The sequence below is a fragment of the Janthinobacterium sp. PAMC25594 genome (assembly GCF_019443505.1).
GTDB lineage: Bacteria > Pseudomonadota > Gammaproteobacteria > Burkholderiales > Burkholderiaceae_D > Janthinobacterium.
In genome coordinates, this window is the sequence record NZ_CP080377.1 from 154,723 (window position 1) to 177,120 (window position 22,398).

Genomic DNA, 22,398 nt, shown 5'->3' on the forward strand with positions numbered 1-22,398 from the left:
ACCATAGAGATGTGGTTGCAATGATTCATTTGATGCAACGCAAAGCGTCGGCGGCGCAGATTAGGATATAGTGTCTGCATGCCGCTGGTACAGGGCGCCGCAAGACGGGGATTTGGCTATTAAAGTAGTGTTCGCAAGTTTATTTTGCGAAAGAATGGTTTTTCTCAGTTTTGTTGGTATAATTGGGCATCGTTGGATTCGAGGTAGTAGTGCAGTTTGTCTGTCATTTCTTTCTTGCTTCAAACGATATAACGGGCGCAAGCCCAACTTAACTGAAATAGGAAATTGTAATGGCAACTGGCATCGTAAAATGGTTCAATGATTCGAAGGGCTTCGGCTTTATTACCCCTGACGAAGGCGGCGAAGATCTGTTCGCTCACTTCTCGGCTATCCAGTCGAACGGCTTCAAGTCCCTGCAAGAGAACCAACGCGTTTCTTTTGAAGTGACCGCTGGCCCTAAAGGCAAGCAAGCTTCGAACATTCAGCCAATCTAATACGCTGGATCAAACGAAATAAAGAAATCCTCGGTCTCCGAGGATTTTTTTTCGCCTGAATTTCCGTGAGGCAGCGGTTTGGCGTGGGTTGCGCGCTCTTTTTGGCGGGCTTGCGTCGCCTGGTAGGTCGGCTTAGCGCTTGCGCGTAAGCCGACAATGGTGGTGCTGGCAAGATGTATGGGCTGGTGTCGGCTTACGCTGCGCTAAGCCGACCTGCGCCGACCTGCGCACCCACGTCTAGGCTTGGGCGCTATCTAGATAGCCCGTTCACGCCAGTAGTCGGGTTGCGAATAGCTATGCCGCAAAAAATCCACGAACGCCCGTATGCGCAGCGGCAAGTGGCGGCGCTGGGCGAACACGGCATAAATATCATTGCCCGGCGCGGCGAACTGGTCCAGTACCGTCACCAATTGGCCAGAGGCGATTTCCGCACCGACCTCCCACATCGAGCGCCACGCCAGGCCCTTGCCGGCCAAGGCCCAGTCGTGCAGCACTTCGCCATCGTTGCAGACCATATTGCCGGCCACCTTCAAAATGACATTCTTGCCGTTTTCGCGGAAGGTCCAGCCACGCTGGCTGCCTTCGCTACTGATCGCCAGGCAATTATGTTTTGCCAGGTCGGCCGGGATGCGCGGCGTGCCCGCCCGTTTCAAATAGGCGGGCGAACCGACCAGCACGCGCTGGTTGTCGGCCAGTTTCGTACTCACGAGCGAGGAATCGGACAGGCTGGCGATGCGGATGGCCACGTCGATGCCTTCGCCGATCAGGTCGACGAGGCGGTCGTTCAGGTTCAACGACACCGTCACGTCGCGGTGCTCGGCGACAAACGAGGGGATCAATGGCGCCACGTGCTGGCGTCCGAAGCCGGCCGGCGCGGAAATGAGCAAATGGCCGCTGGCCTTCACGCTGCGCTCGGCCACGGCCGCTTCCGCTTCTTCCAATTCTCCCAGGATGCGCTGGCAATCTTCCAGGAAGGCGGCGCCTTCATTCGTCAAGGCCAGCTTGCGCGTCGTGCGCTGCAGCAATTTGACGCCCAGGCGCTGCTCCAGCGCATCGAGGCGCCGGCCTATCATGGCCGGTGCGATGCCTTCCGCGCGCGCCGCCGCCGACAGGCTGCCCTTGGCCACCACTTCCACGAAGGTCGATATTTGTCTGAACTGGCCCATATGCTGTGCTCGCTATCTCGTCACTTGTGATAAAAACGCATAGATGAAGTGATTTTTAATCTCGTTTCCATGCCTTATAGTGCAATACTATAGAACAAACGCGCCGCCCGGCAGAGTGTTTTTACGCCTTTGTCCCGCTTGTCCGCGCAGTCATTCCGCTTATACTTGGATCACCAGATACCCTTTGCTTATATTTATTAAAAACCGGAGAACTTCATGACGCAGAACACGATCGCACTTCCCGAAGGCATGCAAATCACGGGTGAAATCCAGCCCGGCTACGAACAGATTTTGACGCCGGCAGCGCTGGCGCTGGTGGCCAAGCTGACGCGCGCATTCGAGCCGCGCCGCCAGGAGTTGCTGGCCGTGCGCGTGGAACGCGCCAAGCGCCTCGACGCGGGCGAGCGTCCTGATTTCCTGCCAGAAACCGCGCATATCCGCGACGGCGACTGGAAGATCGCACCGATTCCGAAGGCGCTGGAATGCCGCCGCGTGGAAATCACCGGCCCCGTCGAGCGCAAGATGGTCATCAACGCCTTCAATTCCGGCGCGGATAGCTACATGACGGACTTCGAGGATTCGAACACGCCGAACTGGGATAACCAGCTGACGGGCCAGATCAATATGTTCGACGCCGTGCGCAAGACGATTTCGTTGGAGCAAAATGGCAAGTCGTACAAGCTGAACGACAAGATCGCCACCCTCGTCGTGCGTCCGCGTGGCTGGCACCTCGATGAAAAGCACGTGCTGGTTGACGGCAAGCGCATCTCCGGCGGCATTTTCGATTTCGCCCTGTTCATGTTCCATAACGCCAAGGAACAGCTGGCACGCGGCGCCGGCCCGTACTTCTACCTGCCGAAGATGGAATCGCACCTGGAAGCGCGTCTGTGGAACGATATTTTCGTCATGACGCAAAACGAATTGGGCTTGCCACAAGGCACGATCAAGGCGACCGTGCTGATCGAAACCATCCTGGCTGCCTTCGAGATGGATGAAATCCTGTACGAACTGAAAGAACACAGCTCGGGCCTGAACGCTGGCCGCTGGGATTACATCTTCTCGTGCATCAAGAAATTCAAGCTGGACAAGGATTTCTGCCTGGCCGACCGCGCCAAGGTCACCATGACGGCGCCGTTCATGCGCGCCTACGCCTTGCTGCTGCTGAAAACCTGCCACAAACGCGGTGCGCCAGCCATCGGCGGCATGGCAGCCTTGATCCCGATCAAGAACGATCCCGAAAAGAACGACATCGCCATGGGCGGCGTGCGCAACGACAAGGCGCGCGATGCCACCGACGGCTACGACGGCGGCTGGGTTGCACATCCGGGTCTGGTGGAACTGGCCATGGGCGAGTTTACCAAGGTGCTGGGCGACAAACCGAACCAGATCGAGAAACAGCGTCCCGACATCGATGTGAAAGCATCGGATCTGCTGAACTTCCAGCCGGAAGCGCCGATCACGGAAGCGGGCTTGCGTTACAACATCAACGTGGGCATCCATTACCTGGGCAGCTGGCTGGCCGGCAACGGTTGCGTGCCTATCCACAACCTGATGGAAGATGCGGCCACGGCCGAGATCAGCCGCTCGCAAGTGTGGCAATGGATTCGTTCCAGCAAGGGCGTGCTGGAAGACGGCCGCAAGGTCACGGCCGACATGGTGCGCGCCATGATTCCGGAAGAACTGGCCAAGGTGCAGCGCGATGCGCCAGGCGGCAACGGTCCGACCTATGTGCGCGCGGGCCAGATTTTCGAGGAAATGTCGACGTCGGAATCGTTCGCTGAATTCCTGACCTTGCCGCTGTATGAAGAAATCTGATCCTGATCAAGTAGATCGATAAAAAATCCCGGCGATACCTGATGGTGTCGCCGGGATTTTTCTTTTTAGAAACAGAATCTTAAAAGTTGTTTTTCCACATACGTAGCGCCGCAAATGCTTCCACGGGCGAAGCGTCGCTGGCCAGCTTGCCTTCCACCTTCAGGCTGGTCAAGATGGCCGGTTCGCGGTAGCGCAGGAAGGGGTTCGTGGCTTTTTCCATGGCAATGGTCGACGGCACGGTCGCTAAACCCTGCTGGCGCTTTTCCGTGTCGATGGCGATGCGTTCCTGCAGGGCAAGGTTGCCTGGTTCGACGGCGTTGGCGAAGCGCAGATTGGACAAGGTGTACTCATGCGCGCAAAATACCTCGGTATCGTCGGGCAGGGCGGCCAGCTTGCCCAGCGAGTCGGCCATCTGGCCCGGCGTGCCTTCGAACAGGCGGCCGCAGCCGCCGGCAAACAGGGTGTCGCCGGAAAACAGCCATGGTGCATCGCCTTGCTCCGAGCGCTGGCGCACATAGGCGATATGCCCCTTGGTATGGCCGGGCACGTCGATGACGGTCATCTGCAAACCCAGCTCTGGCACATAGGCGACATCGCCTTCGCCAAGCGCTTGCGTGATGGCTGTGATAGCCTCATTGCGCGGGCCGAAGACGGGCACGGCGAAATGCTGCAACAATTCAGGGACGCCACCCGTGTGGTCGGCGTGGTGGTGCGTGAGTAAAATGGCGGACAGGGTCAGCTGATGTGCTTGCAGCGCATCGAGGATGGCCATTGCATCGCCAGGGTCGACCACGGCGGCGTGGCGGCCGTCATGGATCAGCCACAGATAGTTGTCGGCAAAGGCGGGCACGGCAAGTACCGATAAAGCGTGTTCAGGGGAATGTGTCATGAGCAAAAGAGAAAACTGAATGGACAGTGTGGCATCCGAAAAATCCATTATAGCGCTTGACGGCTGGTTGCAGACCCCAGCCGGTCTGTACGTGCGCGCCTGGGAGCAGCAATGCCTCGACAGCCTGACGGTCGATATCTTCGGTTACAACGCCGTGCAAATCGGCTTGCCGCAGCTCGATGCGCTGGCGGCCAACCGCATGCCGAACAAATGGCTGCTCGATGCGCGCCTGCCGCCACGCCCACCGCAGGAGCGCCGCCTGACCCTGGTGTCGGCTTTCGACGAGCTGCCGTTCGACTCGCAAAGCCTGGATCTGGTGGTCTTGCCGCACGTACTCGAATTTGCCGCCGAGCCGCATCAGGTCTTGCGCGAAGTGGAGCGCGTACTGATCCCCGAGGGGCGCGTGATCGTCTGCGGCTTCAATCCGGCCAGCCTGTGGGGCATGCGCCAGGGCCTCGGAAGAGTCACGGGACGCCATTACCTGCCGCAGGCGGGCGAGCTGATCTCTATGCCGCGCATGAAAGACTGGTTAAAATTGCTGAACATGGGCGTCAGCCAAAGCCACTTCGGCTGCTACGCACCTGCCTGCAAGACAGAAAAATGGCTGCGTCGCAACGCTTTCATGGACAAGGCCGGTGCGCGCTGGTGGCCATATCTGGGCGCAGTGTATATAGTGCAGGCGATCAAGCGTGTCAAAGGGATGCGTTTGATCGGTCCGGCGTGGACCAAGAAACCGGCGACGGCGCCCGCAGGCGCACCGGTCACGAATAAAAGGCGGGAACAGCAAGATGGATAAGGTTGAGATTTACGCCGATGGCGCATGCAAGGGCAATCCCGGCACGGGCGGCTGGGGCGCACTGATGGTGGCCGATGGTGCCAAGAAAGAAATTTACGGCGGGGAACTGAATACGACGAATAACCGCATGGAATTGAAGGCCGTGATCGAAGCCTTGACGGCGCTCAAACGCCCGTGCCAGGTGGTGTTGTATACCGATAGCCAGTATGTCCAGAAGGGCATCAGCGAATGGATCCACGGCTGGAAGGCGCGCGGTTGGAAAACGGCGGCCAAGGCGCCCGTGAAAAACGTCGACCTGTGGCAAGCCCTTGATACGGCTCAGGCCGTTCATGAAGTGGAATGGCGCTGGGTGCGCGGCCACAATGGCCATCCGGGCAACGAGCGGGCTGATGAGCTGGCCAATCTGGGCGTGGAAACCGTGCGCGCGTAAGAATGCCTGGCGTCGCCGGTTGTCATCGAAGGGCACAGGTTTGCTATACTGTGCCCTTCGCTTTTTGCTTTTACGAATGAATCCGCCATGCGTCAAATTGTTCTCGATACTGAAACCACCGGCCTGAATCCGCGCACGGGCGACCGCATCCTGGAGATCGGGGCGGTCGAATTGAGCAACCGCATGTTGACGGGGAATAATTTCCACCATTACATCAATCCCGAGCGCGACTCGGAAGAGGGCGCGCTGGCCGTCCACGGATTGACGACGGAATTCCTTAGCGACAAGCCGAAATTCGCGGAAATCGCGGAAGAATTCCGCACATTTATCGCCGGCGCCGAATTGATCATCCACAACGCGCCGTTCGATATCGGCTTCCTCAACGCGGAATTCAAGCGCCTGAACCTGCCGCCCGTGCATGAGCAAGTGCATGGCGTAATCGACACCCTGGTGCAGGCAAAGGAAATGCATCCGGGTAAGCGCAACTCGCTCGACGCCCTGTGCGACCGCTACGGAGTCTCGAACGCCCACCGCAAGCTGCACGGCGCGCTGCTCGACTCGGAATTGCTGGCCGACGTCTACCTGGCCATGACACGGGGCCAGAATAGCCTGAGCATGGAAGAAGAAGTGGAAGTGGCCGCCGACGGCGCCGCCCTGGAAATCGTGCCCCTGGCCGAAGTCATCTTCCAGAGCGCCACGGCCGACGAACTGGCCGCCCACGAAGCCACCATCGCCGGCCTCGACAAGGCCGCCAAAGGCCAGTGCATCTGGACCGCCGTCCTGGCGCCACCAGCGGCCGCCTGAGAAAAAAAAGCGCGGCATGCTAAATTTCCTGTCGCCAGCCCTTGCAGATGCCGCAACACCTATGCGATAATTCGCCTCGCTTCGGGAGGTTAGCTCAGGGGTAGAGCACTGCATTCACACTGCAGGGGTCGCAAGTTCGAAACTTGCACTTCCCACCAAGAATTCGCAATACAATCAAGTACTTATATTAAAGCCGACACATTTATGTAGTCGGCTTTTTTATTGCCGGTCGTATCGCAATCTCATTTACTGATCCGCAGGCTTACGATCACCGAGCTCTTGCTGGCAGAGGCGTTGCCTGACTTCGGTGCTGCTTGTCCTGAGTACGCCGTATTCTATCTCGAAGTATTTCTTGTAGATCTCGGTCTTGCGGATGCAGTCTATATCTTGCAACTTCTCCTTGCTCATGACCGATTCCAGCAGGAATTGGGCCATTTTTACTCTGGCTGGTTCCAGTTCGCTGCAGGCGGCAACATGAGCGTCCAGGGCGGCAATGATTTCTTCATAATCGCGCTCGAAATCAGCCGATAAGACGGTTGTGCACACGCCCAGCATCAATAGGACCGTTGCCATGCTTGTAATCGAGTTCATGTTGTTATCTCCATAAATCAGTTTTGTTAGCCTTGGCGCTGGCCACTGTGGCGATGTCATTTCTGTGGCCCGTCTGCTGACGCCAGCGCGGATAATTACTTTTATCACCCGTGGTGGCAGGCCTTTTGCCGCTCTTTAGTGGTGAGGGACATGAGCCAGTTGTATTCATGCTGGAAAGTTCTTTTGTAGATATCTGTCTTGCGGACGCAGGGAAGGTTTTGCAGTTGCTCTTCGGTGAGTTTTTTTTCCAATGTCACCTGGGTTCTACGAACGCTTTCCTCATCCAATTCGCTGCAAACGACAGCATGAGCATCGATCGAGGCAATGATGTCTTCGTATTCCATGTGGAAATCCGCTGATGCCGGGGTACACAAGCCCAGCACCAGCAAGGCGGCAGGTACCGCTGTCAAAGAGTGCATAGTGTTCTCCTTAGTGTGTTGTGGCGGTCGAGCCGCCTGGTGGCGCCTGGTGGCGGTGTCATGCTGTGATCGGACTGGTGTTGCTTGACGAGTAACCTGTCAACCCAGCTCGCTCCCTGCTGTACCGTCACGCGGTAAGCCGCAAGGCCGGGGTGTCGGCATGGAGCCTGTGGGTGGCGCTGCTTTCTATGTCTTTTTCGAGATAGCGAGTATTTCTGCTGCGCATATAGGCGTGTGCGTCCAATCCTCTGTAGAGCTAACCACTGGTCGTTTCCAGGCGATTTGGTCATGGCGCAAGCTCGTCGCCGCCTTCGCGCAGCAAGCCACAGCAGCTGCTTTTCAGTTTCCAGCGGAGTTTGATGCCGGTCTCGTACCAGATGAAATACACCCAGAGATCCTTGTCCGGCAGCGCGTTGGGCGCTCTTTGCCTGTTTGACGCCAGCACTTCGTCGATGACGTCTTGCGGCACGCGCGACTTGACGGCGACGCGGGCCGTCTGGATGGGCAGTGAGCGGGACAGGGCGTGTACCCCTTCGCTCCAGACTTGCCGCGCTACAGGATCAGCGGGCCTGTCCGGGTAGGGATAGAGCCATACCTGCCATTCGAACTCCACCCATTGCGGCAGTTCGCGGCCATCCGGCGCGGCACCCATGGTCTTGCCGCCAGTCATGGGATTCTTGTCGGGTCCCAGGGAGCCAGGGGTCGGAAAAAATATGCTGTTCGCGGTTCGCGCGCGCAGCACGTCGACCTCTTTTCCTTTGATGCCGTTGCTGAAGGTCACGATCATGCCGGGGCCGTCCTGCGACCGTGTTACAGAGCAGGCTGTGCAGAGGGCGATGGCCGCCAGGAAGCAAATTACCTGGAGCAGATATTTTTTCATGACGTGCCTTGCAGGAAGGGTTGAAGGTGGAGCTGACGGCCACGGTGGGCGCGCCGGCCGGTGCTTGTTGCCTGCTGCTTTGGTCATGGCGCAAGCTCGTCGCCGCCTTCGCGCAGCAAGCCACAGCAGCTGCTTTTCAGTTTCCAGCGGAGTTTGATGCCGGTCTCGTACCAGATGAAATACACCCAGAGATCTTTGTCCGGCAGCGCGTTGGGCGCTCTTTGCCTGTTTGATACCAGTACTTCGTCAATGACGTCTTGCGGCACGCGCGATCGGACGGCGACGCGGGCCGTCTGGATGGGTAGTGAGCGGGACAGGGCGTGCACGCCGTCACTCCAGACTTGCCGCGCTACAGGATCAGAGGGCCTGTCCGGGTAGGGATAGGGCCATACCTGCCACTCGAACTCCACCCATTGCGGCAGTTCGCGTCCATCCGGTGCGGCACCCATGGTAGCCCCGCCGTCTTTCATGGGGTTCTTGGAGGGTCCCAGGGAGCCGGGGGTCGGAAAAAATACGCTGTTCGCCGTTCTGGCACGCAGTACGTCGACCTTCTTGCCTTTGATGCCGTTACTGAACGTTACGATCATGCCGGGTCCTTGCTGCGAGCGTGGTGCGGCACAGGCTGTGCAGAGGGCGATGGCCGCCAGGAAGCAAATTGCCTGGAGCAGATATGTTTTCATGATGGTGCCTTGCAGGAAGGGTTGAAGGTAGGGCCGGCGGCCACGGTGGGAGCGCCGGTCCGCTGGTCTTTGCCTAGCGGATTGGTCATGGCGCAAGCTCGTCGCCGCCTTCGCGCAGCAGGCCACAGCAGCTGCTTTTCAGTTTCCAGCGGAGTTTGATGCCGGTCTCGTACCAGATGAAATACACCCACAGCATCTTGTCCGGCAGCGCCCGCGGCGCTCTTTGCCTGTTCGACACCAGCACTTCGTCGATGACGTCTTGCGGCACGCGCGACCGGACGGCGACGCGGGCCGTCTGGATGGGCAAGGCGCGCGACATGGTGTGCACGCCGTCACTCCATGCCTGCAGTGCTACCGGCTCGGCAGGCATGGAGGGATAGGGATAGGGCCATACCTTCCATTCGAACTCCACCCATTGCGGCAGTTCGCGGCCATCCGGCGCGGCGCCCATGGTGGCCCCGCCGTCTTTCATGGGGTTCTTGGCCGGTCCCAGGGAGCCAGGGGTCGGAAAAAATATGCTGTTCGCGGTTCGCGCGCGCAGCACGTCGACCTCTTTTCCTTGGATGCCGTTACTGAAGGTCACGATCATGCCGGGGCCGTCCTGTGAGCGTGTTACAGAGCAGGCTGTGCAGAGGACGACGGTCGCCAGGACGCAAATTGCCTGGAGCAGATATTTTTTCATGATGGCGCCTTGCAGGAAGTGTTGAAGGTAGGGCCGGCGGCCACGGTGGGAGCGCCGGTCCGCTGGTCTTTGCCTAGCGGATTGGTCATGGCGCAAGCTCGTCGCCGCCTTCGCGCAGCATCTTGCAACAGCCCTGCAGCAGCCTCCAGCGAAACTTGATTCCCGTCTCGTACCAGATGAAATACACCCAGAGATCCTTGTCCGGCAGCGCGTTGGGCGCTCTTTGCCTGTTTGATACCAGCACTTCGTCAATGACGTCTTGCGGCACGCGCGAGCGGACGGCGACGCGGGCCGTCTGGATGGGCAGTGAGCGGGACATGGCGTGCACGCTGTCACTCCAGACTTGCCGCGCTACAGGATCAGAGGGCCTGTCCGGGTAGGGATAGGGCCATACCTGCCATTCGAACTCCACCCATTGCGGCAGTTCGCGGCCATCGGGAGCGGCGCCCATGGTGGCTCCGCCGGTCATGGGATTCTTGTCTGGACCAAGTGAACCAGGAGTCGGAAAAAATATACCGTTCGCCGTTTTCGCGCGCAGCACGTCGACCTCTTTTCCTTTGATGCCGTTGCTGAAGGTCACGATCATGCCGGGGCCTTGCTGTGAGCGAGGTGCGGCACAGGCTGTGCAGAGGGCGATGGCCGCCAGGAAGCAAATTGCCTGGAGCAGATATGTTTTCATGATGGTGCCTTGCAGGAAGTGTTGATGGTAGGGGCGGTGGTCATGCTTAAGCCATAACTGGCCAGCCAGAGCTTGTACTTGTTCATGTCCACCAGCCCGATATCGGGATTGGCCATCGTGCCGCACTTGTAAGCATCGGGGAATAAGTTGATAACTCCAGTGGTATCGGAGGTCCGCTTGCCATCAAAGACCGCGTTAGTCTGCAGAACTTCCTGGCCATTTTCGTAAGTAACGTATCGTGTGAAAGTGGCATCGCCGTCAGAGAATCTGTTGCCGCTGCGGTCATGCAAGATGGGGTTGGTGATGATGTCCCATCCATTTTTTTCTAGCTTTTTTTCGCTTATGGCAATTCCCTGTCCCTTTGCCTGTTCAACCATCCACATCAGCGCTACATCGGACAGGTCGCCCGTGCCGAAGCCGCCGCCGATGTCGGAATGGCTGCCGATGAATGCCTTTTCGAGGCGGTTCGCCGAGCTGGTCTGGCCGGGTCTGTCCATGATGGAGCGCAGATCGAAGTCATCCCCGCCGCCCCGGTGTTCGTTCAGCGCCACGGCGTGCACCGCGTATTTGACGGCGGCCGGTACTGAAAAGAAGTATTGTTTTTCGTCCTGATGCAATATGCCGAGATGCGGCACGGTATCCCACAGGCCTTCGAAGCGCAGGTTCAGGCAGCGGCTCTTGCCATCGATGACATAGGCGCCGTTATTTTTCTTGAGGTTGTCGGCAACGACATTGAGAAAAAAGCATGCCTCGGCTGCACCACGGCTGAAGCCCACCACGTCAATATTAAGAATGTTGGTATCGCTATCGGTTCCTATGAAATTGTTGAGAAATTTCAATCCCAGGCTCACGCGCTGGTCGAAGCCTTCGCCTGTAATGGCGCTGCCGGCGTAGGGCATATCCTGGTTGGTGGTGCCGATGCCGGTGATATAAAAAGCCTTTCCATTTTTGATCTGGTCATAGACCTCGTAGAACTTCAGCACATTGGAAATCGAACTGTCCTGCTTCGGATGTTCGCTATTGCCCGTGCCATCAAACGCAAACAGGATCAGCCCGTTCGGATCGACATACTTGAGCGGATTGCCCGCGACATAGACGTAGCTGTTGGCGCCGGCGCCGGCGCGCAGGCCCAGCGGGTCGGGCGTCAGGTAGAGCTTGTCGGCGCCGGTGACCTCGTTGTTGTCGATAATGACGTTGGGGCTGTTGATGAGCATAATCGCCTCTTTGGCGTTGAACAGCCCCTCGATGGTGATTTTGTTGCCCCGGATGATTAAACCTGGCGCATCGCGTATCCATATGGCAGCGTATTGCTGGTAGTAAGAGCCAATATTCAGGTGGGCCGGTGGCTGGCGGGGTGGGGCAGGGATTGGCCTTGCGCGCTTGATGATAATGGTATTGTCGACCAACTGGTTGTTTGCGCCAAACAGCGCGACCGCCTCATGCCCCTCCACTTCGATGTGGCAATGACGAATGATATTGTTGCGGCCAACCAGATACGCGGCCAAGTCGCCGCTTTTGATGGTGAGGTTTTCCAGCAAGATATTGGTGTCGCCAAATTCCCGGAAGTTTGGGCCGTACCTATGTAGCGCCGTGTCGATTTGGTCGGGCCCCGGGCGATAATTCGGGCGTTGCTCCAGATACTGCCACCCCGTCAATGAAATGCCGCTACCTTTTACTTCAATAGTGCCATTTCGAAAGATTAGATTTTTTATCTTTATATGATTGACATATCCTCCAGAGTATCCATGGATAGCAACGCTGGCTCGGTCTGAACGTAACGCGTGACCGTTTAGGTCAAAGACAATGTCGCTATTAGAGAGTCTTACCAATGGACCTAAGCCGCCAGGCTCGCCAAGTAGGGTTGTTAATCCGGTATTTCTAACTATGTCCTGCTCAAGGCAGAAGTGCGCTGGGCCACTCAGTGCCAGACTTTGGCCGCTATGGAATATCCAGAAGCCCGCGGGAAACATGGTATCTTCACCTTGAATTCTAACGAGAGAGAGTTTGCTGGGCACCCGTACGTCATTGAGGCCATGAGGAAGAAGCACATGAAAACATTCTTGTCCAAAACTTGAACATGTCATTGCCAATCCGAAACATAGAACTGCAAAATTAAATATAATCCTGATATGCATTTCACGCCCCGAGAGAGAGGTTACTTAGGAAGAATCGTGCCTTGGTAGAGTTTTCGGTCTAAAGGTTCGCCGTAATTGTTATGTAAATATGCTTGGTATTTGAGGCCGCTCAGCGTCATCCGCATTTCAGTCGCACAAATTTTATATTCAATATTCTAATTGGCGTTGGTTTAAAATATTTATATCGGTAAATAGCATATTCAGAAGCGGCGAAATATGAACTATTGCTTCATATCGTCATCTAGGTACGTGTCAAGACCGGCCTGGTTATATACGCGTTTAACGAATAATTCCGGCTTTTTCTCCTGCCATTTCTTCATCGCCTGAATCGGTGTTGCGTTATCCAAGGCGCGCTGGGGAATGTTGTGGTTGTAGATTTTCAGGTAATTGCGCAGCGTCGATTCCAGTTCGGCCCGGGAGCCGAAACGAGTCTGGTTGACGACCTCGCTGATACGGCCATTGAAGCGTTCGACCATGCCGTTGGTTTGCGGGTGACGCGGCGGAATCAATCGATGTTCGATCACCAATTGCTTGCACAGCACGTCAAAGACATGCTTGCCGCTCGGGATACGGTCGCCGCTGACAGGGTCTTTTTTCTTGCTGGTAAAACGGTCGGTGAACTGGCTGCCGTTGTCAGTGAGTAGTTTGACGATGGTGATCGGGCAAGCATTTTTCAGTTTGAGCAGGAAGTCGGTACTGCTGCTGTCGGACTGGTTGGCATAGATTTCCATGAAGACCCAGCGTGTGGCGCGGTCAATGGCGACGAACAGGTAACGGCGTTCGGTTTCATCGAGCATCTGCGGTAAGTACTTGATATCCATATGTAAAAAGCCCGGCTCGTAGTCCTTGAACGACTTTTTGGTAACCGGTTTGTCGTCTTCGAGTGCGGCCATTTTAAGCAAACTGGAGACACCATGGCGCCGCAAGCAGCGGCCCAGGGCGCCACGCGAAAGCGCCGGGTTGACGAACTCACGCGCCACCGCCAGCAAGTCGTCGGTGGGCAAAAGCAAGGTGGTGCGTAGCGCGATGACGACCAGTTCCTGCGCTGGCGTCAGCGTCGTATGCATGGTGTGGGGCCGGTGCGAACGGTCCTCGGCGCTGTCGCGGTTCTGCCATTTACGGATCGTCAGGCGGCTCACGTTATAGCGCTCGGCAAGCTCCCGTTGGGGCAGTGTCGAGTTGCGGATTTCTTCCCGGATCAGGTGGGTGGTGCGGGCTCGGCTGTGAAGGGCTTGGGTCATGGCGCTGGCGGTGAGGTGACAGGAATCAACAGTGTACTCAACAGGCGCCTGGCTTTGAAGTAGGGCAAGCTGCGAATAGGAATATGATCACCCAATTCTAAACAGGTACGTCAATGTGACGATTGTCGGCAGTAGCCAGAACAGAGGCAGCAATTCAGTGGGTAATGGTGCTAATCCGCTGAGATTCAACACGAGCACTATATTGAATGTACCCACAAAGAAAGTAAAAGCAATGCATTTTTCTCGGTATGGCCGGCGCGACCGCCATAGGAACAGCAGTAAACCAAGTATTGCTATCAGGGAGGGCAGTACTAGGACGCACAGTAAGTAAAACAGAGCGACGAGACTAAAGTCAGCTGTTCTTGGCATCGGTGCTTCCATAGCACCGAGACGGATTGCATATGGCAATACCATCATGTAACTGCCGTGCAAAAAAAACAAAGGCCAGCACACCAACTGACTGATAAAACATACCGTCATCCCCTTGTGCGATGGAGGGTCAGTGGGAGGCGTTGCGAGAGCGTTCTGAATAAATAAATATGTGACTTCCCATATGACACAGCAGCCTTGGACCAGAATGCTGGCATAAATTAATATGCTCATAGGGGTAGCAAAGTATGGGCTGCCCAGTATCAGTACACTGAGGGAGTAGATGCCATACAGACCCGGTGGCGAGAGCGCTGCCAGAACCAAGCGGATAGTTTTAGGCGACTTCATTATTCCGCCCCCCCAATGCCATTCATGAACTCGTCCTTGCCAAAAAGTATGGAAGGTGCCGTTGTCAAAGGTTGACAGCAATGCTGTGCAGGCCTGGCATAGGAGGAGTGGCTTTCTCTGCCAGAATGACTTGCGTACGGAAATCGACCGCGCGGCATTGTGATTTAGGCCCATTTTGTGTCCCTGGACAGTGGCGTGATAGCGCCGCAGGTAATGGCCATGCACGTCACCATAGACGCCACCATGGTTTCTTCATCCGTTTTTCAAATACATTGTTCTTTAATGTGGCCGTACTATCTTTCATCAAGACGACGGGAGCGTCCACCCCCACTATCGTGTTGCTCTCAACGCGCACGCCAATGCTGGCGTCGGTGAGGTAGATGTTATGTCGGGTGGTGGATTTACCCTTGACCTCGATTCGATTACCGCTGATTAACGTACCGTTAGCTTGGTGCAGGGTTACGGCCGCACGCGGATTGTTTCGGGATTTGGACAGGTTCTCGTACTGATACAGGTAACCTTCGGAAGCATTGGCCAGCCATGTTGGAATGAGTGGGTCTGTGAGGACAATTATATTGTTCAGTATTTGGCCATTCGGTCCGGCCATCATGATGGCGCTGTCGCCGCCGCTCTCGATGACGCAGTTGCGAATGATATTGCCGTCTCCTTCCAGGATTACCCCCACGTTGTCAGTCTTGATGAGTAAATTATCCAGCACCACGCCTGATTTTTTGAAGCCGGGAAAATTTTTCGGTACCGGCTCGTCAATGCTGTACATGGGCCAGTGGTCTATGACCTCCACTGCCGTACCTAGGCCCCTGATGTCGAGAACACCATCCCGGATAGTGATGTTCTTGGCCACAGGTTTCTCGTCCTCCTTATCAATCCGGACCGCGACAATACCGCTGGAGTGTCCGTCGCTGTGCAAGGTGTGGTTAGCCATGTCGACAGTGACGTCGTTCGCTATCACTCCAAGTAAATGACGATAAGGCGCTGGCCCGGTATGCCCAGCGAAGTCGGATAGGCGCTGTTGCCAGAAATCCTCTGCGATGCAGTACAGGCCCGAAGCCTTGATTACTGCCTCCTGATATGGTCCGAATCCTGGCCGAATTTCGATACAAGGCAGAAATGACTTGGCTACTAGACGCGGCGGCAACAGAACTGGCGGGCTATCCATCCGCCATAACGTCCATGTAGCGAGCAGGAACCCAAGGATGAGTACGCGCATTCGGAATCGACGCGAACAGAATTGACGGCAGGTGTTCATTTTTTTTCCTCTGGTAGCGGCGCAGCTCCCTGGGGCAGAATGGTGCCAACGTAGTCAGATGGCTTTAATTTATTTAATGCTTCGCTGCGCTTTGCTTGGGCATCAAAGGGGTAAGGAGGTTCATGATGCGCGCGCTTCAATTCTCAGGCCACGTGCCGAACCGCTTGCGGTTGTTGCACGCACTGGCCTAAGACTGCGCGTCGAGTGCCGTGTAGAGCTAGCCGTTGGTCGTTTCCAGGCGATTTGGTCATGGCGCAAGCTCGTCGCCGCCTTCGCGCAGCATCTTGCAACAGCCCTGTAGCAGCCTCCAGCGAAACTTGATGCCCGTCTCGTACCAGATGAAATACACCCAGAGATCCTTGTCCGGCAGCGCGTTGGGCGCTCTTTGCCTGTTTGACACCAGTACTTCGTCAATGACGTCTTGCGGCACGCGCGAGCGGACGGCGACGCGGGCCGTCTGGATGGGCAGTGAGCGGGACATGGCGTGCACGCCGTCACTCCATGCCTGCAGTGCTACCGGCTCGGCAGGCACGTCAGGGTAGGGATAGGGCCATACCTTCCATTCGAATTCCACCCATTGCGGCAGTTCGCGGCCATCCGGCGCGGCACCCATGGTCTTGCCGCCAGTCATGGGGTTCTTGTCGGGTCCCAGGGAGCCGGGGGTCGGAAAAAATATGCTGTTCGCGGTTCGCGCGCGGAGCACGTCGACCTTCTTGCCTTTGATGCCGTTGCTGAAGGTCACGATCATGCCGGGTCCTTGCTGCGAACGTGGTGTCGCACAGGCAGTGCAGAGAGCGATGGCCGCAAGGAAGCAAATCGTCTGGAGCAGATATGTTTTCATGATGGTGCCTTGCAGGAAGCGTTGAAGGTAGAGCCGGCGGCCACGGTGGGAGCGCTGGTCCGCTGGTCTTTGCCAAGCGGATTGGTCATGGCGGAAGCTCGTCGCCGCCTTCGCGCAGCAAGCCACAGCAGCTGCTTTTCAGTTTCCAGCGGAGCTTGATGCCCGTCTCGTACCAGATGAAATACACCCAGAGATCTTTGTCCGGCAGCGCGTTGGGCGCTCTTTGCCTGTTTGACGCCAGCACTTCGTCGATGACGTCTTGCGGCACGCGCGACCGGACGGCGACGCGGGCTGTCTGGATGGGCAAGGCGCGCGACAGGGCGTGCACGCCGTCACTCCAGACTTGCCGCGCTACAGGATCAGAGGGCCTGTCCGGGTAGGGATAGGGCCATACCTGCCACTCGAACTCCACCCATTGCGGCAGTTCGCGTCCATCCGGTGCGGCACCCATGGTGGCCCCGCCGTCTTTCATGGGGTTCTTGGCCGGTCCCAGGGAGCCAGGGGTCGGAAAAAATATGCTGTTCGCGGTTCGCGCGCGCAGCACGTCGACCTCTTTTCCTTGGATGCCGTTACTGAAGGTCACGATCATGCCGGGGCCGTCCTGTGAGCGTGTTACAGAGCAGGCTGTGCAGAGGACGACGGTCGCCAGGAAGCAAATCGTCTGGAGCAGATATGTTTTCATGATGGTGCCTTGCAGGAAGTGTTGATGGTAGGGGCGGTGGTCATGCTTAAGCCATAACTGGCCAGCCAGAGCTTGTACTTGTTCATGTCCACCAGCCCGATATCGGGATTGGCGATCGTGCCGCACTTGTAAGCATCGGGGAATAAGTTGATAACTCCAGTGGTGTCGGAGGTCCGCTTGCCATCAAAGACCGCGTTAGTCTGCAGAACTTCCTGGCCATTTTCATAAGTAACGTATCGTGTGAAAGTGGCATCGCCGTCAGAGAATCTGTTGCCGCTACGGTCATGCAAGATGGGGTTGGTGATGATGTCCCATCCATTTTTTTCTAGTTTTTTTTCGCTTATGGCGATTCCCTGTCCCTTTGCCTGTTCAACCATCCACATCAGCGCTACATCGGACAGGTCACCCGTGCCGAAGCCGCCGCCGATGTCGGAATGGCTGCCGATGAACGCCTTTTCGAGGCGGTTCGCCGAACTGGTCTGGCCGGGTCTGTCCATGATGGAGCGCAGATCGAAGTCATCCCCGCCGCCCCGGTGTTCGTTCAGCGCCACGGCGTGCACCGCGTATTTGACGGCGGCCGGTACTAAAAAGAAATATTGTTTTTCGTCCTGATGCAATATGCCGAGATGCGGCACGGTATCCCACAAGCCTTCGAAGCGCAGGTTCAGGCAGCGGCTCTTGCCATCAATGACATAGGCGCCGTCATTTTTCTTGAGGTTGTCAGCAACGACATTGAGAAAAAAGCGTGCCTCGGCTGCACCACGGCTAAAACCCACCACGTCAATATCCAGTAGCCCGGTGTTCGCGCTTTCTTTGATGTAGTCGTTGAGAAATTTCAATCCCAGGCTCACGCGCTGGTCGAAGCCTTCGCCCGTAATGGCGCTGCCGGCGTAGGGCATATCCTGGTTGGTGGTGCCGATGCCGGTGATATAGAATTTCTTTCCATTTTGAATTTCGTCATAGACCTCGTAGAACTTCAGTACATTGGAAATCGAACTGTCCGGCTTCGGATGTTCGCTGTTGCCCGTCCCATCAAACGCAAACAGGATCAGCCCGTTCGGATCGACATACTTGAGCGGATTGCCCGCGACATAGACATAACTGTTGGTGCCGGCGCGCAGGCCCAGCGGGTCGGGCGTCAGGTAACGGCCCTGGGCCGGGTCGTAATAGCGCTGGTCGTTGTAGTACAAGCCCGTTTCCTGGTCGGCATACTGGCCCGGCAGGCGCAGCTTGAGCTGGAAGGCGTGCTGGGTGTTTGTTTTTCTTAACTTGCCAAATGGCGCATAAGCGGCCTGCCACACGGGCTGGCCATGGGCGTCGGTAGCCAGCTCGGGCGCGCCTAGGTGGTTGTTGTGCAGGAAGGCGATGCTCTCGCCGTGACTGAACCACGCCTTCCAGATGGCCGAGATGTCGGCCATGGCTTGCGCCAGCGGCCCACGCTGTTCCCGTGATTCGGCGGCATTGGCCGCCGTGTCGATCAGCGCCAGCGGCTGGCCGGCAAGATAGATGTATTGCCGGCTGATCTTGCCGTCCGCATCGAGTTCCGCCAGCAGCTTTCTGTCGTCGTCGTACAGATAATAAGTACGCGTCCCGCGCACTTCCTTGGCGATGCGCAGCCCGCGATGGTTGTAGCGGTAGCGCGCCAGCAGGTCCTGACCCTGATGCACTGACAACAGCCTGCCCAGCGCATCCCAGACATAGCGGCGCTGGCCGATGCGCTGCGGCTGGCCGGTCGCGTCGTAGCGGGCGTGTTCTGTATCGCTGGCGCGGACGGTGTTGCGCCACAGTTCATCCTGGCTGGCGATATCTTCCTGGCTGATAAGGCGGTTGCCGCCGCTGTCGTAGTGGTAGCGGTCGAAGCTTGCCGCTGTTGACGGGGGCGGGGAGGCGGTTGCCGCCGCAATCAGGCGGTCGTGGGCATCGTAGGCGTAGCTGCTGGTGGCGTCCCTGTCCCTCGTATGCAGCAAATTGCCCTGCACGTCCCACAGGTAGCGGTGGTCGAGCAGGGCGGCCGGGTCGGGCGGCAGGCCCAGCGCGCCAGCCTGGGCGGCTTGCTGCGCGTCTTCGGCTGGCAGCGCGGCGGCCGGCGTGGCCACGGCCTGGCCGATGCCCAGCACGGCTTGCAGCGCCAAGACGGCTTGCTGCCCGGATTGGTCCCCCCGCGCGTTGCGGTAGACGATGCGCGCCAGCGCGCCTTCCTTGCTGCGCTGATAGAGGGCCTCGATGCCGTTGCCATAGGTGTAGCGCTTGAGGCCGATAACGTCGCGCTCCAGGTCCTTGACGATGCTTGCCCCTGGCAACAGCCAGCGCAGCCAGGGACTGTGGACGAGCTGGCGCTCAAGCGCGACTACTTGCTGCTGGCCGTTGCGCCGGTAGTCCAGCAGGCTGCCGTCCGGCAAGCTGATGCCGCTCAGCTGCCCCAGACTGTCGTAGCGGTAACGGGTGTGGTAGCTGGCCTGTTTGCCGCTGTGGAGCGTGATGATGACGGTCTTGACGGACAGGCGCCCCTGCGCGTCATGGCTGTAGCGCTCGGCTTGTTGCGGATGATCGATGGCGACCAGGTGCGCGCCCGCGTAGCGCCAGGTGGTGACGGTCTGGCGCTGGCCGGCCGGAGCGCCGGCATCGGTGATGACCTGGCGCACAATGCGCCCGGCGCCATCGTAGGCGTAGCTGGCCTGGTTGCCCATGGCGTCGGTGCCCGCTATCAGCCTGCCGGCGGCGTCGAACTGCCGGCGTGTCATGCCGCTGTCGGGGCTGATGGTGGCGATGACCTGGCCGAAATCATCGCGCAGATAGCGGGTGGTGGCACCGTTTGGCGCTGTCACGGCCGTGGGTTGGCCGTCGATATCGCGTTCGAAGCGGGTTTCCGTGTTTTGCACCAATGCCTCCGGCGTGTTCGCCCACTGCGTTACGCCGACGATATTGCCCATGGCGTCATGGCGCAAACGCGTGATACGGCCCAGCGCATCGCCTAGTGCCTCGGGCAGGCCGCGCGCATTCCACGCGATGCGCCAGCGGCCGCCATTCGCATCCGTCATGGCCAGCAGATGGCCCGGCGGGTCGTAGCGGTAGTTGAGTGTCTGCTTGATTGCACTCGATTGCGTCGTGGTGTCGAGCAGGCGGTTTTCCGTGTCGTAGCGATGGCTCGTCACGATGCCCAGGTGTGAGGCGTTCCAGATGCGGCGGCCGGCGGCGTCGTAACCCAGGCGGGCAAGCGACTGCTGGCCTGCCTGGTCGCTGTATGCGATTTCGAGCGGATTGCCCAGACCATCGTAGCGCGCCGCATACGTCGCGCCGTCGCGCGTCTGGCGCATTAACTGGCCGCGCGGCGTGTAGGCGTACTGAGTGATCTGATCGAGCGCATCGGAGATGGTGGCGATGCGGCCGGCGCCGTCATAGGTGAACGCGCGCTTGAGATTGCCAGGTGTGATGATGGCAGTCAGGGGGGCGTCGCTTGTTCCATGTTCGTCATACCGCGCCAGCTTGCCCGCGTTGCTCTTGTCCGCCGGCTGGCCATATTCAAACACGGTGACATCGGAGTCCAGCGGCGTGCCCATCTTGCCGTTGGGCAGGGGGCCGTCGATGCGGGTCAGCAGGCTGTGGCCGGCGATGATGGCGTACTGGTAACTGGTGGTGCGCGCGATGGCGGCCGCTGCCTGCTTGCCGTCGTAGCAGGGCACCCATCCCGTCTGCGTCACGCGCAGGACCTGGCCCACGGCGTTGTATTCGATGCGCGTTTGCCGCTCCTTGCCCGGCACGACGCTGGGGCGGGCGATCAGCGTGGGCGCGGGGTCGTCGCCCGTGTACTCCAGGCGCAGCCGCCATTGCGCGGCGCCCCGCTGGCCGTGCTGGTATGTCACGCTGCCGGCGCGGACGGTGCGGCCCAGCTGGTCGAGTTCGCGCCAGCTGGTGCTGACGGGCTCGCCCTTGTCGTCCAGGCGGGTCGTTTCCAGCAGCTGCCCCAGCTTGTCGTAGGCGTAGCGCACATTGGTTGCGCCGCAGCTGGCGCAGCCGGCGCCACGCACTTCCAGCAGACGTTGCTGGCCGCCGACGATGGCGTGGCGGTAGACGGTGCGCTGGCCCAGGCTGTTGGTGAGCACGGTTTTTCCGCCCTCGCTGGCATCGAGCGTGACCTTGCCGACGTTGCCGGCATGCGTGCTGAGGTTGGCGCGGCCGTTGCTGTCGTAGCCGAAGGTGGCGTAGCGCGTGGCCACGGACGGGCCGCCGGCGCTGCCGGTTTCGATGCTGATGCCCGTCAGCAACCAGGGCAGGCGCGGGTCTTCGTGGTGGTAGCGGCGGCTGACGGAGGGTAGCGCCTTGTCGCCCGCCGGCAAGTGCACGCGCAGCAGGTTGGCCAGCAGGATGCGCTGCTCGAAGGGCAGGGCACCCGCTGGCGGCGCGCCGCCGTAGTCGTAGGAAAAGCGCCCCACGGGGCTGTCGATGTGTTGCACGCCGCGAAATTGCGTGCCGGCCCTGGCGCCTGCCGAGGTGGGCGCCAGGTAGCGCAGGTGCAGGCTGCGGCCTTGCGGGTCGGTCACTTGCACCAGCAGATGGTTGTCGTCATATATCAGCCTGAGCGTTTCGCCGGTGGCGGCCGTAATGGTGTCAAGCTTGCCCAGGGTATTGAAATGCAGGCGGCGCCCGTCGGGCAAGGTCCAGGTGTAGTCGCTGGCACCGTTGGCTTGCGGCGCCAGCGTCAGACGGCCGTGGGCCGGCAGCGCCGTGCTGCACAGGCCGGGATGCCGTCGATCGCGGTCGAAGATGACGCGGGCGCCGTCGGCTTGCAGGATCTGGATGCGGCCGAATTTGTCGATCAATTCGGTTTCATACGACAGCTTCCATTCGCGTCCCAAGGGACCGTTGGGACTGCCTGGCTTGCTGTAGGCGCTGTTGTAGTGCCGCACGATTTCCAGCCCCAGCACGCCGGGCAGGGCCGGCAAGTCTTCCTCGCGCTGGTATTTGTTGCCGGTGATGACGTTGATGGGATTGCCCGCGCCCGCATCGGGGCCGCCGCTGGCGCCCACGCCGGCGACAGCGCCAGCGCAGGCGCCGGGCGGTCCGCCCGGCTCGGGGCCGCAGGCGCCAGCGGTAGGCATGCCCGACAGCATCAGCCAGGCCAGCAGGCTGGCGCAGAGGGCATGCAGCGCATGGCGCAGCCGGGGAGAGTAAAAAGTTGTTGGCATGGCTTAC

Annotated in this window: 19 protein-coding genes and 1 tRNA gene; 6 read left to right on the top strand and 14 right to left on the bottom strand. The window is 58.7% G+C overall.

Annotation, left to right across the window (positions count from 1 at the left end; translation table 11 throughout):
- The first annotated feature begins 290 nt into the window (after positions 1-290).
- Positions 291-494 carry a cold-shock protein gene (locus tag KY494_RS00605; protein ID WP_010398811.1) on the top strand — a complete coding sequence of 68 codons (204 nt, stop codon included), beginning with the start codon at positions 291-293 and terminating at the stop codon, positions 492-494.
- Between the two features lie 254 nt (positions 495-748).
- On the opposite strand, the gene KY494_RS00610 is transcribed toward KY494_RS00605, so the two are convergent.
- Complete coding sequence (locus KY494_RS00610) at positions 749-1,660, bottom strand: LysR family transcriptional regulator (protein ID WP_035819455.1); 912 nt, start codon at positions 1,658-1,660, stop codon at positions 749-751.
- 216 nt (positions 1,661-1,876) lie between these two features.
- Here KY494_RS00610 and aceB point away from each other — a divergent pair, with 216 nt between their 5' ends.
- Entirely contained in the window at positions 1,877-3,475 is a 1,599-nt protein-coding gene (aceB, locus tag KY494_RS00615) for a malate synthase A (RefSeq protein ID WP_141169697.1), read from the top strand.
- Between the two features lie 79 nt (positions 3,476-3,554).
- Here aceB and gloB read toward each other — a convergent pair whose 3' ends face one another.
- The gene (gloB, locus tag KY494_RS00620; protein WP_219889465.1) at positions 3,555-4,364 is read right to left on the bottom strand and encodes a hydroxyacylglutathione hydrolase; all 810 of its coding nucleotides are present in this window, start codon (positions 4,362-4,364) and stop codon (positions 3,555-3,557) included.
- A 19-nt stretch (positions 4,365-4,383) separates the two neighbouring features.
- Here gloB and KY494_RS00625 point away from each other — a divergent pair, with 19 nt between their 5' ends.
- The 4 genes from KY494_RS00625 (at position 4,384) to KY494_RS00640 (ending at position 6,552) form a co-directional block, all read left to right on the top strand.
- A complete protein-coding gene (locus tag KY494_RS00625) occupies positions 4,384-5,160 on the top strand; it encodes a class I SAM-dependent methyltransferase (protein ID WP_219136725.1) in 777 nt (258 codons plus the stop codon).
- Positions 5,153-5,590, top strand: a complete 438-nt coding sequence (rnhA, locus tag KY494_RS00630; RefSeq protein ID WP_071076881.1) for a ribonuclease HI — start codon at positions 5,153-5,155, stop codon at positions 5,588-5,590. Before KY494_RS00625 ends, rnhA begins: the two co-directional genes overlap by 8 nt.
- Before the next feature lie 87 nt (positions 5,591-5,677).
- Positions 5,678-6,394 (top strand): DNA polymerase III subunit epsilon, encoded by a 717-nt coding sequence (gene dnaQ / locus KY494_RS00635; RefSeq protein WP_219889466.1) that lies wholly within the window; start codon positions 5,678-5,680, stop codon positions 6,392-6,394.
- 83 nt (positions 6,395-6,477) lie between these two features.
- Positions 6,478-6,552: transfer RNA gene (locus KY494_RS00640), tRNA-Val, on the top strand.
- Between the two features lie 88 nt (positions 6,553-6,640).
- On the opposite strand, the gene KY494_RS00645 is transcribed toward KY494_RS00640, so the two are convergent.
- The 12 genes from KY494_RS00645 to KY494_RS00700 all read right to left on the bottom strand — a co-directional run bounded on the left by KY494_RS00645 (position 6,641) and on the right by KY494_RS00700 (position 22,391).
- Positions 6,641-6,985, bottom strand: a complete 345-nt coding sequence (locus tag KY494_RS00645; protein WP_219889467.1) for a hypothetical protein — start codon at positions 6,983-6,985, stop codon at positions 6,641-6,643.
- A gap of 104 nt (positions 6,986-7,089) precedes the next feature.
- Entirely contained in the window at positions 7,090-7,404 is a 315-nt protein-coding gene (locus KY494_RS00650; RefSeq protein WP_219136722.1) for a hypothetical protein, read from the bottom strand.
- 286 nt (positions 7,405-7,690) lie between these two features.
- Positions 7,691-8,284 carry a hypothetical protein gene (locus KY494_RS00655; protein WP_219889468.1) on the bottom strand — a complete coding sequence of 198 codons (594 nt, stop codon included), beginning with the start codon at positions 8,282-8,284 and terminating at the stop codon, positions 7,691-7,693.
- 83 nt (positions 8,285-8,367) lie between these two features.
- On the bottom strand, positions 8,368-8,964 hold the full coding sequence (locus KY494_RS00660) for a hypothetical protein (protein WP_219889469.1): 597 nt from the start codon (positions 8,962-8,964) through the stop codon (positions 8,368-8,370).
- Between the two features lie 85 nt (positions 8,965-9,049).
- The gene (locus KY494_RS00665) at positions 9,050-9,646 is read right to left on the bottom strand and encodes a hypothetical protein (RefSeq protein WP_219889470.1); all 597 of its coding nucleotides are present in this window, start codon (positions 9,644-9,646) and stop codon (positions 9,050-9,052) included.
- An 85-nt stretch (positions 9,647-9,731) separates the two neighbouring features.
- Positions 9,732-10,325, bottom strand: a complete 594-nt coding sequence (locus KY494_RS00670) for a hypothetical protein (RefSeq protein ID WP_219889471.1) — start codon at positions 10,323-10,325, stop codon at positions 9,732-9,734.
- Positions 10,322-12,295, bottom strand: a complete 1,974-nt coding sequence (locus KY494_RS00675) for a phospholipase effector Tle1 domain-containing protein (RefSeq protein ID WP_219889472.1) — start codon at positions 12,293-12,295, stop codon at positions 10,322-10,324. The genes KY494_RS00670 and KY494_RS00675 overlap by 4 nt, the downstream gene beginning before the upstream one ends.
- 386 nt (positions 12,296-12,681) lie before the next feature.
- Positions 12,682-13,701 (bottom strand): IS481 family transposase, encoded by a 1,020-nt coding sequence (locus tag KY494_RS00680; protein ID WP_219889473.1) that lies wholly within the window; start codon positions 13,699-13,701, stop codon positions 12,682-12,684.
- Positions 13,702-14,644: 943 nt separating this feature from the next.
- On the bottom strand, positions 14,645-15,685 hold the full coding sequence (locus tag KY494_RS00685) for a right-handed parallel beta-helix repeat-containing protein (protein ID WP_219889474.1): 1,041 nt from the start codon (positions 15,683-15,685) through the stop codon (positions 14,645-14,647).
- Between the two features lie 247 nt (positions 15,686-15,932).
- Positions 15,933-16,526: a hypothetical protein gene (locus KY494_RS00690; protein ID WP_219889475.1), complete on the bottom strand. Its 594-nt coding sequence runs from the start codon at positions 16,524-16,526 to the stop codon at positions 15,933-15,935.
- Between the two features lie 85 nt (positions 16,527-16,611).
- The gene (locus tag KY494_RS00695) at positions 16,612-17,208 is read right to left on the bottom strand and encodes a hypothetical protein (RefSeq protein ID WP_219889476.1); all 597 of its coding nucleotides are present in this window, start codon (positions 17,206-17,208) and stop codon (positions 16,612-16,614) included.
- Positions 17,205-22,391, bottom strand: a complete 5,187-nt coding sequence (locus tag KY494_RS00700) for a phospholipase effector Tle1 domain-containing protein (protein ID WP_219889477.1) — start codon at positions 22,389-22,391, stop codon at positions 17,205-17,207. Before KY494_RS00700 ends, KY494_RS00695 begins: the two co-directional genes overlap by 4 nt.
- Between the last annotated feature and the right edge of the window lie 7 nt (positions 22,392-22,398).

What these genes read in the sequence shown, in the direction of transcription:
- KY494_RS00605 (WP_010398811.1), top strand. Translation starts at nt 291, where the DNA reads ATGGCAACTGGCATCGTAAAATGGTTCAATGATTCGAAGGGCTTCGGC.
- KY494_RS00610 (WP_035819455.1), bottom strand. Translation starts at nt 1,660, where the DNA reads ATGGGCCAGTTCAGACAAATATCGACCTTCGTGGAAGTGGTGGCCAAG.
- aceB (WP_141169697.1), top strand. Translation starts at nt 1,877, where the DNA reads ATGACGCAGAACACGATCGCACTTCCCGAAGGCATGCAAATCACGGGT.
- gloB (WP_219889465.1), bottom strand. Translation starts at nt 4,364, where the DNA reads ATGACACATTCCCCTGAACACGCTTTATCGGTACTTGCCGTGCCCGCC.
- KY494_RS00625 (WP_219136725.1), top strand. Translation starts at nt 4,384, where the DNA reads ATGGACAGTGTGGCATCCGAAAAATCCATTATAGCGCTTGACGGCTGG.
- rnhA (WP_071076881.1), top strand. Translation starts at nt 5,153, where the DNA reads ATGGATAAGGTTGAGATTTACGCCGATGGCGCATGCAAGGGCAATCCC.
- dnaQ (WP_219889466.1), top strand. Translation starts at nt 5,678, where the DNA reads ATGCGTCAAATTGTTCTCGATACTGAAACCACCGGCCTGAATCCGCGC.
- KY494_RS00645 (WP_219889467.1), bottom strand. Translation starts at nt 6,985, where the DNA reads ATGAACTCGATTACAAGCATGGCAACGGTCCTATTGATGCTGGGCGTG.
- KY494_RS00650 (WP_219136722.1), bottom strand. Translation starts at nt 7,404, where the DNA reads ATGCACTCTTTGACAGCGGTACCTGCCGCCTTGCTGGTGCTGGGCTTG.
- KY494_RS00655 (WP_219889468.1), bottom strand. Translation starts at nt 8,284, where the DNA reads ATGAAAAAATATCTGCTCCAGGTAATTTGCTTCCTGGCGGCCATCGCC.
- KY494_RS00660 (WP_219889469.1), bottom strand. Translation starts at nt 8,964, where the DNA reads ATGAAAACATATCTGCTCCAGGCAATTTGCTTCCTGGCGGCCATCGCC.
- KY494_RS00665 (WP_219889470.1), bottom strand. Translation starts at nt 9,646, where the DNA reads ATGAAAAAATATCTGCTCCAGGCAATTTGCGTCCTGGCGACCGTCGTC.
- KY494_RS00670 (WP_219889471.1), bottom strand. Translation starts at nt 10,325, where the DNA reads ATGAAAACATATCTGCTCCAGGCAATTTGCTTCCTGGCGGCCATCGCC.
- KY494_RS00675 (WP_219889472.1), bottom strand. Translation starts at nt 12,295, where the DNA reads ATGTTTCCCGCGGGCTTCTGGATATTCCATAGCGGCCAAAGTCTGGCA.
- KY494_RS00680 (WP_219889473.1), bottom strand. Translation starts at nt 13,701, where the DNA reads ATGACCCAAGCCCTTCACAGCCGAGCCCGCACCACCCACCTGATCCGG.
- KY494_RS00685 (WP_219889474.1), bottom strand. Translation starts at nt 15,685, where the DNA reads ATGAACACCTGCCGTCAATTCTGTTCGCGTCGATTCCGAATGCGCGTA.
- KY494_RS00690 (WP_219889475.1), bottom strand. Translation starts at nt 16,526, where the DNA reads ATGAAAACATATCTGCTCCAGACGATTTGCTTCCTTGCGGCCATCGCT.
- KY494_RS00695 (WP_219889476.1), bottom strand. Translation starts at nt 17,208, where the DNA reads ATGAAAACATATCTGCTCCAGACGATTTGCTTCCTGGCGACCGTCGTC.
- KY494_RS00700 (WP_219889477.1), bottom strand. Translation starts at nt 22,391, where the DNA reads ATGCCAACAACTTTTTACTCTCCCCGGCTGCGCCATGCGCTGCATGCC.